The sequence below is a fragment of the Nocardia transvalensis genome, assembly GCF_015477765.1.
Taxonomy (GTDB): Bacteria; Actinomycetota; Actinomycetes; order Mycobacteriales; family Mycobacteriaceae; genus Nocardia; species Nocardia transvalensis_A.
Genome location: NZ_JADLQQ010000010.1, coordinates 239310 through 255443 on the forward strand (window position 1 = coordinate 239310; position 16134 = coordinate 255443).

Sequence of the window (16134 nt, forward strand, 5' to 3'; positions counted from 1 at the left end):
ACGGCGTCGTGCGCCCCGCCAGCGTTTTCAACCTCATTTGGCTTCCCTCTCTACCCGCTACGCGCATCCTCTCTACGCACATCTCGGAATCCAACGTCGCCCGCCCGCAGAACGGTCCTTGATACAAATCAGCACTCGCCATAGGGTCGGATCGACTCGATTGCTCGGCACCCTCTCGGAGTACGCGCACACCATAGGCTGATGAGGCTAGCCAAATGGCCCCAAATCGACTGCCGCGCAAGGAAATCGCAGGTCACAGTGGGATACTGCTGTACGGGTCCGGACACCGCATCAACATCGACGCCGGTACGCGTCGGATGCCGTGACCAGAGCAGGAGTCAGCGCGCGTCTCAGCATGGATTGGCGTTCGAATGACGGCCATCTGTGCCGATACATCGAGAGGGTGCACTCACGCGGACTCGGCTGCTGGCTATCACCGGTGGATCGGACACACCGATGTGTGACAACCAATGTCGATCTCTATGAGCAATGGAGCCTTGATGTGGGTTGACCCACATTAGGGAGAGGGCATAGCCTAGCTTCGAGGGGCGCTTCAACCATTATCAACGGTATGCAATTTGACTGTATCGATAAGGGTTGAGGCCGGATGCTCGGCTCAGGAGGGTGTGATGCACAGGGATCGAGGTGGTGGCTTCGCCAGGAAGTTGAACTACCTGTTCGCGACAGTGACCTCGACCGAGGGCCGCGAGTACAGCAACGAACAGGTGGCCTCGGCAATCACTGCAGACGGGGTGCCGATCTCGCAGAGCTATATCTGGCAGCTACGCAAAGGCATCAAGGTCAACCCGACGTTGAGACACGTGCAGGCGCTTGCGGATTTCTTCGGTGTGCCTCCTGCCTACTTCTTCGATGAAGCCGTCACCGACCAGGTGGGCGAGCGGTTGGCGGAGTTGAGGGCCGAGCGGGGCCGCCTGGCCGAGATTGCCGAAAGCAGCGAGGCGCAAATGATGGCTCTCCGGGCCGAAGAGTTGTCCCGCAAAAGGCGTCGGCAGGTGATGGAACTGCTGGATGTGGTTTACCGCCTGGAACAGGCCGAACGCGGCGAGATGCCCGGCTGAGCCAGCGCTGCGTGTTCGGCCATCGAGTGTGTCAACACAATACCTATACCGCGGGGGATTGATCTGAGACCAAGGGGGCGCGGGATGACCGAGCGCGAGTTACGTCGGCGCTGTCGCCGGCTACTCAACGAGTTGAATATCCGGCCCCCGCTGGATGTGGCCGCCCTGTGCCAGCGGGTCGGCGAGCAGCGGGGGAGACCGATCCGGCTGGTATCGCACCCAATCACGGTACCGGGGCCGTTCGGTGCATGGATCGCCACCAAACGAGCTGACTACATCCTCTATCAGCAGGAAACCACCAAGGCTCACCAAGATCACATCATTTTGCATGAGCTCGGGCATCTGCTCGCCGGTCACCGCAGCGATCAAGAGAACGAGTCGCTGATAGCGCAGCTGTACCGCGGTAGCGACCTGCCGCCCGACGCGGTGCGCCGCGCGCTACGCCGCACCTCATATGACACCGCTCAGGAACGCGAAGCGGAGACGGTGGCCACGATCATCCTGGAATGGGCATCGGTGCTGGACCGCGTCACACCGCAGCTGGTGTCGGACGAATCCGTACGGCGTCTAGGGTCCTCCTTGGATGACAGGTTGGGGTGGCTGTGATCGCGTTACCGATCGTGGCGTGGGTGGAGGCGGCCGCCTTGGTGTGGATGCTGTCGCTAGTGGTGCGCCGACCACACGATGTAGGGCTGCGCTGGATCACCGCCATGGTTGCGTGCTGGAGTGGAAACCTCCCCTGCATAATCCAGGCCATCGAGGGCGGGGGGTTCCTGGGCTTGGATGCGATGTGGTGGCAGTTGTTCGGCCAGGTTCTAGTGCTGACCGGTGCGTACTGCATGGTGTGCTTTTTTTCATTCACCCTGCTCGATGATCAGCGGGCGGCCGTTCGCGCCAAGTGGAACGCTCTTGTGCTGGTCACCGTTGTGATCGTGCTGTTCGTGGCGACCGTGATCATGCCCGCAGACATGCGGCTCATCGGGGCGAGACTGGCATCGCACCAGGATCCGGCCGCTCGTGGCGTGGCCAGCATCGCGTTGTTCTACACCACCGCGAACGCCTTCATGACCTACGCGATGGTGACTGCGGCGGTGTCAACCGGCCGCGCTGCACGCCACGCCGTGGGTTGGTTCCGCCGCGCACTGTTGATCACCACGGCGGGAGCGACGACGCTGGTGCCGGTTTGCCTCATCTTCATGCTCGATGGCGCCGTCCTCTTCGCGAACGTCAACCTACCCAACCCCGTCCACATGACCGCAGTCATGTTGCTGCTACCCGGTTGTGGGTTGTTCCTCATTGGGATCGCCCTGCCAGCCGCGGTCACCAGGGTGACTGCCGCACGTATCTGGTGGCGCCACCTTCGCGCATACCACGCCCTCGCCCCGCTGTGGACGCTGCTACATGCCGAATTCCCGGAAGATGCGCTGACCCGCATGCCTAGCAACCCGCGGCTGGACAGGTTCCGCCTCACAGGCGTGCATCGCCGCTTCTACCGCCGGGTCATCGAATGCCGGGACGGCCTGGTCCGCATCAGTCCCTACGTCGCCCACATCCGCGGCAACGACCCTCGAGACGCTGTCACACCCGTCGAGCTGGCACACCAGCTGAGGCGAGCGCTGCATGCCCGCGCGGCTGGCATCGATGTCGAGGGTCCTGCCGTGCCGATCGCCAGCCCGGTAACCGACGGACTCGACGCCGACGTCGGCGAACTCCTCACTCTCGCCAGTGCGCTGCATCCCGTGAGCGCCTCCTCACGCTGAACTTCCGGGAAGGCACCGACACGAGGTGCGCTGTTTCTCTTCCGTCCGTCCGCATTCGGATTCGAAGCCGCGCCGAGGAACTCCCCCTCCCCCTCACCCGTGAACCACGATGAACGGAGTCCGACGACCCACCCGCGTTGATCATCGGTAGCGCGCGGCCTAGCTGGCTGACGAGGTGCTGGCAGCGATGATCCCTATCGGTGATTTGCACTGATGTCGATAATTATGAGTCACCGTTGTGTTGATGTTGGTAGACTGCGTAGGAGGAGGCCACCTAATCTCGATGTGACAGTTTTTCAACCGTCGTCAGCAGTCCAACAGTCTCGATTTGGCTGTCGACGATAGTCGAGAAACTGGCTGTACGGAGGTCATGATGAGGAAGGGTGCCGGTGGGGGCCCGTGTGGGGGCGGTAGTTTCGCTGAGAAGCTGAACAACCTGTTCGCGACGGTGACCTCGGCCGAGGGCCGCGAGTACAGCAACGAGCACGTGGCCTCGGCGATCACTGCAGACGGGGTTCCGATCTCGCAAAGCTATATCTGGCAGCTGCGCAAGGGAATCAAAGACAACCCGACCTTGAAACATGTGCAGGCCCTGGCGGATTCCTTCGGGGTGCCGCCCGCCTACTTCTTCGATGAGGCGGTCACCGACCAGGTAGGCCAACGCTTGGCAGAGCTGAAAGCCGAGCAGCAACGCCTTACCGAGATCGCCGAAAGCAGCGAGGCGCAGATGATGGCCCTTCGGGCCGGGGAGTTATCCCGCAAACGCCGCCGGCAGGTCATGGATCTGCTAGATGTGGTCTACCGGTTGGAACAAGCCGAACGCGGCGACGCATACGGGTGAATCAACGCCGAGTGTTCTCCACCCTCCATCGCGTCTGCACACCCCCACTACCGACACATGGTGGAGGCCACCGCGATTGCCACAGCACCGGTCACAGCGAGGGCTGCAGACCGATACCACCGAACTCGTCGCGCTCTCCGCGCACTTCACGCCACAGCAGATAGATAGAGACAGATCATGACCAACGCACTCATCATCGGCGGTGGCATCGCCGGTCCGGTCACCGCGATGGCCCTCCAGAAAGCCGGCATCGAGTCCGTGGTCTACGAAGCCTATCCGCACGGCGCCGACACCGTGGGGGCCTTCCTCGCCATCTTCGCCAACGGCATGAACGCCCTCCGCACGCTTGAGGCCGACCAGCCCGTACTCGACTGCTCATTCCCAGCCGAACGATCCGAGGCATTCGACAGCAACGGACGCCTCCTGGGACAGGGCACCATGAGCGGCCGAAACGGCGGCGGCCCTCGCACACTCACACGCGCACAGTTGTATCGGGTCCTGCGGGACGAGGCCATCCGGCGTGGTCTGCGCATCGAATACGGGAAACGTCTGACCATGACCACCGACGCCCCCGACGGTGGCGTGGTGGCCTGCTTCGACGACGGCAGCCGCAGCGAGGGCGACCTGCTGATCGGCGCGGATGGCGTGCACTCTACGGTCCGTAACCTCATCGACCCCACCGCACCCGAAGCTCAGTACACCGGGACCACCACGGTCTGTGGATACACCCGCGATACACCGGTCCCGGCTACGTCGGCGACCTACCGCATCTTCTACGGCCGCCGCGTCACGTTCGTCTACATCACCGCCCCGGACGGGAAAACCTGGTGGTTCACCAACATCCCTGGGCCACAACCGGACAACACGGAAAACGTCATCACCACGGCAGAACACTGGAAACACCAAGCGGTCGATCTCGTGGCCGGCGACAACACCCCCGTCGCGGACTTCATCCGGTCCACCGACGACGTTGTCGCGGTCCCGGCCTATCACTTACCCGCCCTCCCCACGTGGCACACGCACAACATGATCGTCGTGGGTGACGCGGCCCATGCGGCGATACCTCAAGCCGGCCACGGTGCGTCGATGGCGATGGAAGACAGCATCGTACTGGCCCAATGCCTGCGCGATCTGCCGACCATCGAGGACGCTTTCACCGCTTACGATCGGCTGCGTCGCCCCCGCGTGGCACGCGTGATGGCCACCAGTGCACGCATGAGCAAAGCCGCCACGCCCGCCAGCCGCCTGCAGCGCATGATCCGAGATCGTGTGATTCTCAAACGACTCCAGGGTCGCACCGCCAACACCGCCGACTGGCTCACCGACCACCACATCGACTGGAACGCTTCCATCACACAGAGCGAACACCAGCACGACCACAAGTCGGGCACACCATAGCTAACTATTAATCGCCCTATAAATCGCCGGTTTTCGCGATCCGGATGAAGTGGAGGCGGTCGCCGAGGTCGCCGGGGTAGCGGCGGGAGGTGACGGTGACGGGCTGCCATCCGGTGTCGGTGAACGCACGGATACGTGCGGTGGTGACGACTTCGCCGTCGATGAGGGTTTCGAATGTGCGGCGCAGCGGCTCGCAGTCGTCGGGATGGAAGAGCACAGGATCGCCTTCGCGCTCCCAGTCGATCCAGCTGGGCCGGTTGATCCATGCGGCGACGACGGGCATAGGAATGCTCGGAGAGTATGCGAGCAGGGCAGCCACGGGCTCGTCGTCGCGGGGTGGCTTCGTCGACCAGCCCTCGCCGCGCGCGCTGTACGTATTGGAGGTGAGACCGAGTACGTCGACAGGGCTGATCGCCGGCGGCTTGGTATCGGTGACATCTATGGCGAGACCGCGCATTCCGACGTGCCGCTCGTCTTGTCGGCCGCGGGCGACGTTGTACCAGTTCATCAGGTATCCCTGATCGTGGAGTACGACGCTGCAGGAGAGGTGAGTAGCAGTCGAATCCGGATCGGTGGCCGTCACCACCAGATCATCGATGTGGTCGAATCGGACCGCATTCTGGAGGAACTCGCCCGGCGAGAGCGTGAGTGAGGTGTTTGCCGCCCCGTCTGGCCCCCGCCACATCCGCCACCATTCGGCGGTTACCTGGACCTGGAGGTCATCGAGATACCACGACATGCCGTTTGCGGGTCGATGTGGGGTCGGCTCTTCGGTGTCGGGACCGATCCACAGGTGCATGCCGTGAGCGTCACCTGATGGACCCAGCACGGGCACAATGTCGATCAGCCGCATGCCTGCGTCCCGGGCACGGATGACCCGCTGAATCGGATTTCCGGTGCGCCGCACCGATTCCAGCAGGTCCTCGATATCGACGAATTCGTGGCGACGCAACATCCGCAACGACGTCCATGCCCGCGCCGATCCGTCCTTGCAGACGATTGTCATCGGTTCCGGCAGGGGCGCAAGACATTCCACGACAAACCAAGTCACCGCAGATTTCTTTCCGCTTCGGTTCAGGATTGATAGTGATGGCGAGGTCGGACTGTGAGCTGGTAGGGCTCGGGCCGCAATGTGCCCCGCTCGTACATGCGAAGCGGCCCGACGCCGCTCACCGTGTAGCTGTCGAGGATCCGGGCCAGCAACAGCGTCGCCTCGTGCAGCGCGAAAGCACGGCCGATACACGACCGCGGCCCGGTGCCGAACGGATGGAGAAACCGGTCCGGGAACTCCCGCAACCGGTCGGGTTCGAAACGCTCCGGGTCGAAATCCTCCGCCTGCGGACCCCACACCTCGCGATCACGCTGCGCCGCCAGGGCGAGCACGAACACCGATTGCCCGGCCGGAATCTTGTAGCCGCCGAGGACCTGGTCGGCGCGGGCGACGCGGAAGAACCCCGACACCGGCGGCCACAACCGCAACGTCTCGTTGAGCACGTTGCGAATACGGCGCATCCGGATCACCGAGTCGTACCCGAACCCGCCGTGAGCTTCGACCTCAGCCCGCAGCTCATCCTGCAGATCGGGGACGGAAGCGATGTAGTGCAGCGCGGTTTCCAGCATCGCGGCAGTTGTTTCGTGACCAGCCACGAGGAAGGTGAGCACCTGGTCGCGAACATTGTCCGCAGGCAGGAATGCACCGGTCTCGGGATCGGCGGTGGTCAGCATCAAGCCGAGCAAATCATTCGAACCGGTGTCCTGCTGCTTGCGCTCGGCCACCATGGTGTCGACGTAACGGCGGATGGCAGCGACCTGAGCCTGAATGTGACGCGCCCGCAACAGCGTTCGCACCGTGCCGACCACCGGCAGATCGTTGGCCCGCCCACTCATCCAGCCGAGAATCTCGGCGAACGCCTGGGCGAACCGTCGGGAATCGCCGCCGTCGACATCGCCGGCATCGAGAAGCCCGAGCCGGCGGGAGAATCCGGCGCGGCCGATCACCTCCAGCGTCGCGGCCGTCATCGACTCGTGCACGTCGATCACGCCGCCCTCCGCGGTCGACCACTCCGCGACCAGGTCATCGGCGACGCTTGTCATCGCCTCGTGGTAGACCCGCATGGCCGTCTGGCTGAACCCCGGAGTGAGGATGCGACGGGCCTGCCCCCACAACGGATTCGACGTCCGGGCGGTGAACAAGCCCTCGGGCACAATCTCGCGCAGCATTTTGACGGGCCCGGCAAGGCACCGAGCCCACGACGTTTCATCGCAGCACTCGGCCGCCAGCCGCGCACCGGACACAATGATCACCCGGTTGCGCAGCACCTTCCGCTCGAAAATCGGGCCGAGCCCACGCTGAGCCAGGACGAGTTCGTTCTGGGTGGTGCGACGCCGGTCCACGGAACCGAGATCACCGAGGAATGGTAGGCGCCCGCGCGGGTGCGGCAGCCTACCCAGAGGAGGAGCTGAAGTCATGCTCTAAAGCTCTCACTTTCGCAATCAGATTCCCACGTCTACATGCATTACATGACCAAGGAGCTTACGGCTCTGGGTGATTGACGTCATACGATGGCCATGGTTCACTGTTCGTGCGCTGGGCGGCTTCCCCCAGCGGCGTCGCTAATTCCACAGATCCCCAGTGCGGGTGCATTTCCCGTGCTGTGCGCGTGATCGGAATGCGAAACGACCGCCACCGGAGGCTGCCATCACTGTTGTCGCTATTGCACTGCACCACCACCTCGCCCCCGTGATGTCAAGTGCCGGTCGCGGGTGCGCCGGGCAAGGTTGGTGCCACCCAACGGGCACCGGGCTGCGGCTCGTCGGCGGGGCGGTGGCGGCCGCGGTCATAGGCGAAGTAGACCTCGGTGACCGGCATGTCCAGTGCCCGAACAAGGGTAGGGGCTACCGATGACAACCTCGGAACCACATACACACAGCAGCGCTGCACCCACCGATCAAGGGACCGAGCCCGCGAGCAGTTTGAGCCCGGCAGAACTTCTCACGTCGATCACGCATGCCGCCACTGCTCACACGATCTTGCACCAGGCGTCACCGCCAACATTCGGGCACAGCGAGGGATCACGACCAGACCCTCACAACCTTCAGAAAATCGCCGAGACGCATGGGGTCGACGCCATCGTCGAGCGGATCACCCAGTTACACACTGACGGATACCACCACGCCGCCAGTTGCCTCGGATGGGAATTCGTCCATCTGGGCACCGGCCCGGCGATTGTGGACCCAGGCTTCCACGGTGTCTGTGAGCCGCCCACGTCGATGATCATCTGCGACGCCGGCGCACTGGTATCGAAAAATGTGCACCGTAAACATCTCGATGTGGGTTGACTCTGTTCCTGACGACGCCTACTCTCAGACCACAACACCTTAACTGTTATCGATGTGTATGGTTTTGGATTCGTTGATTAGAGTAAAAGAACGAGCAGCGTGGAGGTCGCGATGCACAAGGGATGATCACCGACCACCCGAATGCTTCACTGCGGGAAGTGGCGATAGCGGGAGGAGATCTCACCAACCACCGTGGTGATGTGCGAGACCGGCTTCGACCGAGGCGAGCCCTCCGGTACAGCCGAGAACGTCCGCACCTGGGCGGACTCGAACACCTTCAGGTAGCGCATCCGGGGTGCCCCCTGAAGAGCTGAAAGCCCTCCTGTACACGCTCGAACGCGACCCATCGCCGCGATTCAACGAGGTCGGCATATCGTTGCTTCGACTTTGAACGTGCGGCCAATAAGACGCGGATACACGGCAGCGACTCATCGTTAGCCTTCCACCGCACCGCATCGACCCGAATACACGAGCCGCAGGGATTCGCCGAGGCATGGCAGGCTTTCGAAGCCAACTGCCCAAACGCCGCGAGTGCGCGGCTTCGCAGTAGCGAAATAGCCTTATACATCTCTATTTCTGGGGGTATCAATGACCCACATGCAAATGGTCGAGCCGCCAAAGGCGGTCATTGCGGATCCGCCGAAAGCCATCGGGTTCGTGCGCAGCGACGTTTCTGGACTAAGAGCGGCGCGCCACGCCATCGATGTACAGCGCCACGCACACTCGCTCGGCTACCGGTATGTGTACACCGCGCGGCCCCCCGTCGACGTCGATGAGCCAATCGGATACGCGCTCGGAATGGCGGCCGGGCTCGACGCCGACGTCATTGTGGTCTACGACCTCGGGCAGGTGGACAACCAGCCTGCGTTGATCTGCGATGAGGGTTTCGACCTAGAAGTCGTCTGCCCGAACAGCACATGGACGCATTGCACGCCGCCCACACCCAAGGTCGAGGCAAGGGGTGTGTGATGAAGGAGAACACGATCGTTACCCCGCCGAACATCTGCGGCCTCACTGAGATCGAGTTGGCGCATACGCAGATGCAGCGGCATCGCGCATGCCGGACCGATCGATGCGCGTGGAAGTGGGTCGCCTACCACACACTCGTACATCACAATCGGCTCACACCGCAGAAGATGACCTTACGCGAACGTGCACAAATGCGCGGCATCAACTTCGCTGCCGACGACGTAGACCACGAGTTGGCTCCCGGAAGTAGGCCCGAAGACATGACATTTCAAGAGGTTCTCGATGCTCTGAGCAAGCTGGCACACGACATGCGCATGCGTCCAGGCGACAGTTGTGACCGACAGGTGACCACGACAGGCGAAAACGAGGTTTCATGAATGTGGTTACAGTTACCAAATACCATGGAGGCGACATTGCACCATGTCCGTGGCCGGCCGCCACGACGAGTCGGCTCGACCGCCGTGGGTGTTCGGAAATAGCTGTACACCAACGGAACCGAACCGAGGGGAGGTGTGTCTAACCGTGAAATGAACAGACTATGACCTCATCGCCGGGGTGATGATGAGGTCCGGACGAAAATGCAGGGGGATATACATGGCGTCGGAGTCGTCTAACAATGCATATAGAAGCAACCACGGTGGCTCGGAGCGACACGAGTTCACGCGGAGGTTGCGTGCCCTGTATCGGGCTGCGGGTGATCCCTCCCTACGCAATGTTGCAATGCTCGCGCAGCAACGTGCTCGGGGAGCAGGCGAGGAAGACAGGTCGGCCGTCGCCTCCGCGCAGCGGATCAGCGACTGGATGAACGGACGCAATGTTCCTGGTCGTTTCGAATCGTTGTGGCCGGTGCTGCAGGTGCTGATCGCGAAGGCCAAACACAGAGCCGGAACGTCCAGGGAGGCAGTGAATTTGCGTGCGTGGCGGGAACTATGGGCCGCAGCACGAAATGCACCGTCCAATCGATCCGAACCCGCGGCACGACAGTTGTACCCGGAGGGGCCTCTTACCGAGGAAGATGAAGACATCTTCTTCGGGCGCCGACGCGCGCTCGCATCGCTGCTCGACATGGTCCGGATGTCGACGACACCGAATCGACTCGCCAATGTCATGGTCTTGGCTGGCGCATCTGGTGTCGGCAAGACGTCGCTATTACAAGCTGGTCTGGTCCCCGCGTTAACCACGCAGGCCGAGCCGTGGGCAGCTGCGATCATGATACCCGGTACGGATCCGGTTCATGCAATGACGCAAATATTCGGCAGCGCTGGTGGTTCGGCAGGCGACACGGATTGCTTCGTAGACACGGACACGCTGTGCGACGTAGTCCACCGATGGTGCCGTGGTCGGCGGATGCTACTGATCGTGGACCAGTTCGAGGAGTTGTTCGGCGACAGCCTCCCGCAGCCGACGCGCGAGTTGTTTCTAACCCTGCTGCAACGGCTGAGCTTGCTGGGCTCGATTCTGATCTCGGTACGTTCCGATCACATCACCGAGTGCGCCCAGCATCCGTGGCTGGCACACGCATTGCGCCACAACAGTTTCACGCTGAATCCTATGTCCCGCAATGAACTCGTATCAGCAATCTCCGGCCCACCTCGGACCCAAGAGGTGACGGTCGAAGCTGGTGTGATCGAACTGCTGATCTCCTCGGTCCACGAGTACCCGTATCGCATCGATCGATCCCACGGAGATTCGGGCAGCCTTTCTATCCTGTCCGCCGCAATGCGGTCACTGTGGTCCGCACACGTCGGGAACAAGCTGGATATCACCGCCTATCGTCGTGTCGGCGGCGTCCATACGGTCGTCCGCAGAATGGCCGAAAAGACGTGGGCCAACTTGACCGCCGCCCAGCAACTAGATGCGCGACAGATCCTCCTCGCCCTGGTGACTGTCCACCGCGATGGCAGCATCGTCCGCCGACGATTACCGTGTAGTGAGCTGCGGCGTGTTGCCGTACAACTCGCCGGTGGCATGGACCTGGTGAACAGGCTCGTGCGAGGCCGTCTCATTACCGTGGACCAGAAGTGCGCCTACCTGATCCACGATGCTGTACTCGACTGGGACCAGCTCAAAAGTTGGATAACGGAGAACCGATCAGCACTGGCCTGGCGCCAACGGATCGAAGCCGATGCCGCCGAGTGGGCGGCCGCCGACCGCGATCCCGACATGCTGTATCGAGGTATTCGCCTGAGCACAGCAGTCCGCAATTCCGACCCTGCGATGAGCGTGATCGGCACCGATTTCCTGCGCGCTTCCGCGCGAGTAGAACTCGATGCACAAGCGGTCAAACACCTAGAGGGTCAAGACAACAGTCATGACTGACCGGCCGATCGACCCTGGAATTGTTGCCCCGAACAGGCTGGCTGTGGCGGCACGATTAGAGCCCTGTCCCCACTGGTGCGAACGACCCGCCGGACACGGCTGGGAGGACGTCGCTGACAGTGGCGACCTGATACGCGTGCACTGGCGCATTTTCCCGATACCCGACACCGATCACGGCACCGTCATGGTGAGCGTCGCCGAGTGTCTGCACGGTGCCGTGGTGCAGCGTGACCCGATCAATTTCGTCATCGACACAGGCCTTGCCGGCGACTGCGAGATGAACACCGCCGGCGCCCGAGGACTTGCACGAGTGCTGGCCGAGGCGCTCACCCTAGCAGGAAAGCCACTGTAATCGGTTGTTTCTCACAAACAGTTCTCGGCCTCCTGTCCGGGTGATTCGACAGCATGCCGGGCTGGGTGAGGTCCAGGAGCGTTCGAGCAGCTTGCCCTAGCGGAAGTCGGCGCCATTGCGGACGAGCGCGACAAGGCGCGTAGCACTCACCGCACCAGCGATCCCAGGCGGCCGCGGTCAGCTATAAGGGATACCGGTTAATGGGGCTGGCGAGATCGACTCTTGCACCCTCGGCATCCGGATTTCGCCGTACCGGTTCTCGTTCCCGGCTCGCCGCGTGTCGGTTCGATCCCTTTTGGAAGACTGAGGGCCATGATCGCGAGACCGAAGTACCCGAGGACGCACAGGCAGATCAGTAGAGCGAACATGTCACGTCTCCTGGAGGCGAGCCAGAATGTCGGCCCCGGTGAGACCGTCGACAGTGCGGGTCAGCGAGACGGTTCCCGCCAGCTTGATCGCGGTATCCAGGTCGAACCGATGCTCCCTCAGCCACTTCAGGGTGCGCACCGACGACACCGGTTCAATGCTGCGTTTGCCGGAAGCGTCGTAACAGTTCCCGAAGCTATCGGTGACCGCCCACCGGTCCTGTCCGCGTGATTCAACGCGGACGGCGAAATACCGTGCCTCAGGGTGAGTTTCAGGAAGACAGCACACTTCGAAGACGACAGTCCGCACCGTCGGATCGGATGGGGCGGTCACTTCGATCCCCTGTCTCCGCGCCGGGCGAGGGCTGCGGCACGCAGAATGGCGACCGCATCCTGTTTGGTAGTGCTGAGGCGGTCATTCCATGCCGAAACCCGACCGCTCTCCGAGTTTTTCGTGTCGGGGTAGTCGATGCTGACGAGTTGTGCTGCTGTGGCGCGCACCGCATTGGATTCCACTTGGAGCCGGGCGATTTCCCGCTCCTCCCAGCCTGGCTGGGGATAGGAAATGTGTGGTAAAGCCTCGCAGGCTGCGGCGTGGATGGCTCCGAGTATGCAGTAGCACACCTGGTCGCCGTCACCGGTGCGGAAGGTGCCTTTCGCCAGTCCGGGAGCGCGGTCGATCAGCTGCGCAGCCTGGTCGAGGATCTGGTCTACGGTGATGCTCATGAGTTTCCTTCCGGGAGTGGCTATTTACTCTGTTTCCGGGGTGGCAGCCCCGCAACGGGCACACCAAAGGTTACGCGCAACTATGCGAAACTGGCGAGGGTTGTTCGAGGCCGTCTGTGGCCGGTGTGCCGGGGTAGCTACGCGGCACACCGGCCACGTTCGAGGTAGCCGGGCCAGGAGTCGACCGGTTGGTTGACTCGCTGGTTACGGTCAGGCCACGCGGGAGGTGGTGATCCGGTAGACGCGGTTGTGCCGCACGGTGATCGGCTCGTCGGGGTCGACCCAGGCGGCGAGGGCCATCATCACCTGCACGAGGCGTTCGGGCCGTTTGCCCGCGACGGTGACGAGAACCGTGTACAGGTCCTGCGGCGCGATGTCGCGAATGGCCAGGGTGACCAGATGCGCTGTGGTGGCGATGGTTTCGACCTTGCCGAACCGTGCGGGGCCTTTGCCCATCAAGCGCCGTTTCACCTCGGCCAGCAGATCGGTGTCCTCGTCTGCCGGGTCGACGTCGTCTACTGGATCGACCTCGGTAGTCACTGTTCCGGCTCCAGCAGTGCGGCCAGTCGGTCGGCTGCCTGGCGGGGCGTGTGCCCGTCCCAGGCGGCGGCGGTCTCGCGTTCGGGCACGCGGAATTTGGCCCAGTGTTCGAGGGGGTAGTGGTTGCTGATCTGGCCGGCCGGGAGCTGGGCGACCACGATGAACCACTGTCCGCCGAAGCAGGGTTGGCCGTCGTGGTGGCGGCGGGACTTGTGCACGTCGTAGCGGTGGGCTTGCGCCCACTCGTTGAACAGCAACGCGTTGTAGAGCATCCGGTAGCGGTACAGTTCGGCGACGGTGGGCGTGTCGTCGGAGACCCGGCTGGTGGTGTCGTCGGTCACGGTGCCTCCGTGGGTGTCTGGTCGGTGCGGTGCAGTCTCCAGCACGAGTGCACGGTGATTACGGTGCCGGTGTGATAGGTGCGGAAGTAGCGGATCAGGTTGCGGGCTGGTTCGGGCAGGGTGCGGATCTGGTGGTCCATGTACTGGCCCATCGACGCGCCACCGCGTCCGGTGATCGGTGTCAGCGGCAGCCCCACAGGTGTTCGCAGGCACGGCGCACGAACACCAGGCCCTGCCACATCGCACGGGTTTCGCGGGGTCTTTCCGACTGGTCGTGCACGATGGCCAGCCGTCCCAGCGCCATCGTCATCAGCAGGTCGGGTCCGGCGCCGAAAATTACGTCGTGCCAGCGTTTCTGCTCGCAGCTGGTGGACTGGATGCGCGTGTAGCGCACCTCGTAGCCGACCAGATGCGGGCACAGCAGCCCACGGGTGAGGTTGGCGAAGTGCACGGCGCTCACCCGGCCACCACCGACATCGCGGGGAGTGCGAGCAGGCCCGCGGGGTTGAGGACCAGGCGGGCGCGGGTGACGGCGACGTAGGCGAGCATCAGTTCGTCACGCAACCGGCGCTGTGAGCGGTCCAGTGCCTGATGTGGGGTCTGACCAGCGTTGCTGCGGCGGATCCGCCAGGTTTTGACGTCCTCGGGCAGCGGGTCGCCGTTGATGTCCAGGCCCAGCCGTCCCTCGTCGGCGATCCACGCGCGAGCTTGCCGCACTGATTCCTGCGCTGTGGCAACGGCTTCGGCGAGGTCGTCAGCGGGCACGACCGAATCCCATTCGCGGCCTTTGGATTTGTGGGCGGTGGCGACGATGGTGTCGGCGTCGGTTTCGGTGACCACGCCGGACAGGGCGCGGCGTACCTCGCCGGTGCTGTATTTCTCGATCAGGGCGACGAGCACTTTCCAGTCGGCGGAGTCTTCGGAGTCTTCGGCGTGCTGGACCACCTGGTCCCAGCTGGTGAAGGCAGCCAGATCGGCCAGGCGAGGTCTGGCGCCTTTCCTGAGCGCGTCCGCGTCGTCGCAGAACTGGACGGCGTAACGGTTTTCGCCCATCAGGTGCACGCGTTTGCCTGCCCGCTGGGCGGCCATGACGTGTTCGATGGCGGTGGCGTTGGTGCGGGCTAGGATCGCCGAACCGGTGACGGCGCGATCGACGATGCTGTCGCGGCCGGGGTTGCCGGTCAGGCGCATGTCGTCGCCGAGACGCGCCAGCAGCGTGTTGGCGGCTTCGGCGACAGCGGGCCCGAACCGCCATGACTGGGTGAGCCGTCCTTCGGCGGTGGCGGTCAACCCTGCCATGGCGTTGATGGCTCCGGTGAACCCGTAGATGGACTGGGCGTCGTCGCCGACGTAGACGCGCTGCAGGTGGGTCTGGTCGGCGATGATGCCTGCCAGCACGGGAGAAGTGTCCTGGGCTTCATCCAAAAACAGTGCGCCGCCGTCGTTTCCCAGGCGCGGGCGTTCCAAGGCCCACAGCTTCAGATAGTGGGAATGTCCGAAGGCGACGGCGTTGCCGCGCGGGTTGCGCAGGTCGTCCCAGATGCGCTGCGCGTAGGGTAATACGAACGCGACGAGCTCGGCGTGAACGTCCCGGTGGTCCAGGCCGGGAATGCGAGCGATGTGGGCGGCGCACAGTTCGGTATCGGCGCTGCGGCAGAACCGGTCGACCGCCGACAATGCCGCGCGGGTGACGTTGTAGGCGGTCAACGCGGCTCCGCCGCCGCTGCTGGTGGCGAACTCGCGGACTTTCAACCGGGTGCCGGTTTCGCGGATCGGGATGCGGGTGCCACGGCGCATGCGTTCTAGCAGCGGCGCGTGCCGAGTGGTGGCGATCCCCCGGTAGGCCAGCGAGTGGGCGGTGGAGGCGGTGACGTGGCCGCCGAACTTGGCTCCGGCTTCGTCGGCGATGGCTTTGTTGAACGCCACGTACAGGCCATCGCGGTCGGCGGCGGCGAGGATGTCGGCCAGCTGCAGCAAGGTGGTGGTCTTGCCGGTCCCTGCGCCGGCGCGGACACGGATGTTCTCACCGGTGCGGAACAGCTGGTGAATGTGGCGCTGTTCGAGTGTGGGCGCGAACGTGCTCACAGAAGGTCTCCGTTCGACAA

21 protein-coding genes are annotated in these 16134 nt (G+C 63.4%); 10 read left to right on the forward strand and 11 right to left on the reverse strand.

The window, feature by feature from the left end; translation table 11 throughout:
• Positions 1-629: 629 nt before the first annotated feature.
• The 5 genes from IU452_RS28415 to IU452_RS28435 all read left to right on the forward strand — a co-directional run bounded on the left by IU452_RS28415 (position 630) and on the right by IU452_RS28435 (position 5078).
• Positions 630-1079: a helix-turn-helix domain-containing protein gene (locus IU452_RS28415; RefSeq protein ID WP_195112258.1), complete on the forward strand. Its 450-nt coding sequence runs from the start codon at positions 630-632 to the stop codon at positions 1077-1079.
• Between the two features lie 84 nt (positions 1080-1163).
• Complete coding sequence (locus tag IU452_RS28420) at positions 1164-1685, forward strand: hypothetical protein (protein ID WP_195112259.1); 522 nt, start codon at positions 1164-1166, stop codon at positions 1683-1685.
• The gene (locus tag IU452_RS28425) at positions 1682-2839 is read left to right on the forward strand and encodes an MAB_1171c family putative transporter (protein ID WP_195112260.1); all 1158 of its coding nucleotides are present in this window, start codon (positions 1682-1684) and stop codon (positions 2837-2839) included. The genes IU452_RS28420 and IU452_RS28425 overlap by 4 nt, the downstream gene beginning before the upstream one ends.
• A gap of 373 nt (positions 2840-3212) precedes the next feature.
• Positions 3213-3680 (forward strand): helix-turn-helix domain-containing protein, encoded by a 468-nt coding sequence (locus IU452_RS28430; protein WP_195112261.1) that lies wholly within the window; start codon positions 3213-3215, stop codon positions 3678-3680.
• 177 nt (positions 3681-3857) lie between these two features.
• The gene (locus IU452_RS28435) at positions 3858-5078 is read left to right on the forward strand and encodes an FAD-dependent oxidoreductase (RefSeq protein WP_195112262.1); all 1221 of its coding nucleotides are present in this window, start codon (positions 3858-3860) and stop codon (positions 5076-5078) included.
• A 16-nt stretch (positions 5079-5094) separates the two neighbouring features.
• On the opposite strand, the gene IU452_RS28440 is transcribed toward IU452_RS28435, so the two are convergent.
• The 3 genes from IU452_RS28440 to IU452_RS39025 all read right to left on the reverse strand — a co-directional run bounded on the left by IU452_RS28440 (position 5095) and on the right by IU452_RS39025 (position 7947).
• Entirely contained in the window at positions 5095-6129 is a 1035-nt protein-coding gene (locus tag IU452_RS28440) for a GAF domain-containing protein (protein WP_195112263.1), read from the reverse strand.
• Positions 6130-6152: 23 nt separating this feature from the next.
• Positions 6153-7547 carry a cytochrome P450 gene (locus IU452_RS28445; RefSeq protein WP_195112264.1) on the reverse strand — a complete coding sequence of 465 codons (1395 nt, stop codon included), beginning with the start codon at positions 7545-7547 and terminating at the stop codon, positions 6153-6155.
• A 277-nt stretch (positions 7548-7824) separates the two neighbouring features.
• A complete protein-coding gene (locus tag IU452_RS39025; protein WP_267467664.1) occupies positions 7825-7947 on the reverse strand; it encodes a hypothetical protein in 123 nt (40 codons plus the stop codon).
• Between the two features lie 32 nt (positions 7948-7979).
• Here IU452_RS39025 and IU452_RS28450 point away from each other — a divergent pair, with 32 nt between their 5' ends.
• Positions 7980-8417: a hypothetical protein gene (locus IU452_RS28450; RefSeq protein ID WP_195112265.1), complete on the forward strand. Its 438-nt coding sequence runs from the start codon at positions 7980-7982 to the stop codon at positions 8415-8417.
• A 146-nt stretch (positions 8418-8563) separates the two neighbouring features.
• On the opposite strand, the gene IU452_RS28455 is transcribed toward IU452_RS28450, so the two are convergent.
• Entirely contained in the window at positions 8564-8707 is a 144-nt protein-coding gene (locus IU452_RS28455; RefSeq protein WP_195112266.1) for a hypothetical protein, read from the reverse strand.
• 298 nt (positions 8708-9005) lie between these two features.
• On the opposite strand from IU452_RS28455, the gene IU452_RS28460 reads away from it, so the two are divergent.
• From IU452_RS28460 to IU452_RS28475, 4 genes are all read left to right on the forward strand, one after another.
• Positions 9006-9386 (forward strand): hypothetical protein, encoded by a 381-nt coding sequence (locus IU452_RS28460; protein ID WP_195112267.1) that lies wholly within the window; start codon positions 9006-9008, stop codon positions 9384-9386.
• Positions 9386-9763, forward strand: a complete 378-nt coding sequence (locus tag IU452_RS28465) for a hypothetical protein (RefSeq protein WP_195112268.1) — start codon at positions 9386-9388, stop codon at positions 9761-9763. The genes IU452_RS28460 and IU452_RS28465 overlap by 1 nt, the downstream gene beginning before the upstream one ends.
• Before the next feature lie 343 nt (positions 9764-10106).
• Positions 10107-11705, forward strand: coding sequence for an ATP-binding protein (locus IU452_RS28470; RefSeq protein ID WP_195112269.1), 1599 nt, complete (start codon positions 10107-10109; stop codon positions 11703-11705).
• Positions 11698-12057, forward strand: a complete 360-nt coding sequence (locus IU452_RS28475) for a hypothetical protein (RefSeq protein WP_195112270.1) — start codon at positions 11698-11700, stop codon at positions 12055-12057. Before IU452_RS28470 ends, IU452_RS28475 begins: the two co-directional genes overlap by 8 nt.
• Before the next feature lie 369 nt (positions 12058-12426).
• Here the strand turns inward: IU452_RS28475 and IU452_RS28480 are convergent, their stop codons facing one another.
• From IU452_RS28480 to IU452_RS28510, 7 genes are all read right to left on the reverse strand, one after another.
• Positions 12427-12573 (reverse strand): hypothetical protein, encoded by a 147-nt coding sequence (locus IU452_RS28480; protein WP_195112271.1) that lies wholly within the window; start codon positions 12571-12573, stop codon positions 12427-12429.
• 179 nt (positions 12574-12752) lie between these two features.
• Positions 12753-13148, reverse strand: a complete 396-nt coding sequence (locus tag IU452_RS28485) for a DUF6197 family protein (RefSeq protein ID WP_195112272.1) — start codon at positions 13146-13148, stop codon at positions 12753-12755.
• A gap of 210 nt (positions 13149-13358) precedes the next feature.
• A complete protein-coding gene (locus IU452_RS28490; RefSeq protein WP_195112273.1) occupies positions 13359-13688 on the reverse strand; it encodes a hypothetical protein in 330 nt (109 codons plus the stop codon).
• The gene (locus IU452_RS28495; protein ID WP_195112274.1) at positions 13685-14029 is read right to left on the reverse strand and encodes a hypothetical protein; all 345 of its coding nucleotides are present in this window, start codon (positions 14027-14029) and stop codon (positions 13685-13687) included. The genes IU452_RS28490 and IU452_RS28495 overlap by 4 nt, the downstream gene beginning before the upstream one ends.
• Positions 14026-14181: a hypothetical protein gene (locus IU452_RS28500; protein ID WP_195112275.1), complete on the reverse strand. Its 156-nt coding sequence runs from the start codon at positions 14179-14181 to the stop codon at positions 14026-14028. Before IU452_RS28500 ends, IU452_RS28495 begins: the two co-directional genes overlap by 4 nt.
• Positions 14182-14210: 29 nt before the next feature.
• On the reverse strand, positions 14211-14489 hold the full coding sequence (locus IU452_RS28505) for a hypothetical protein (RefSeq protein ID WP_195112276.1): 279 nt from the start codon (positions 14487-14489) through the stop codon (positions 14211-14213).
• A complete protein-coding gene (locus tag IU452_RS28510) occupies positions 14486-16114 on the reverse strand; it encodes a UvrD-helicase domain-containing protein (RefSeq protein WP_195112277.1) in 1629 nt (542 codons plus the stop codon). The genes IU452_RS28505 and IU452_RS28510 overlap by 4 nt, the downstream gene beginning before the upstream one ends.
• Positions 16115-16134 lie beyond the last annotated feature (20 nt).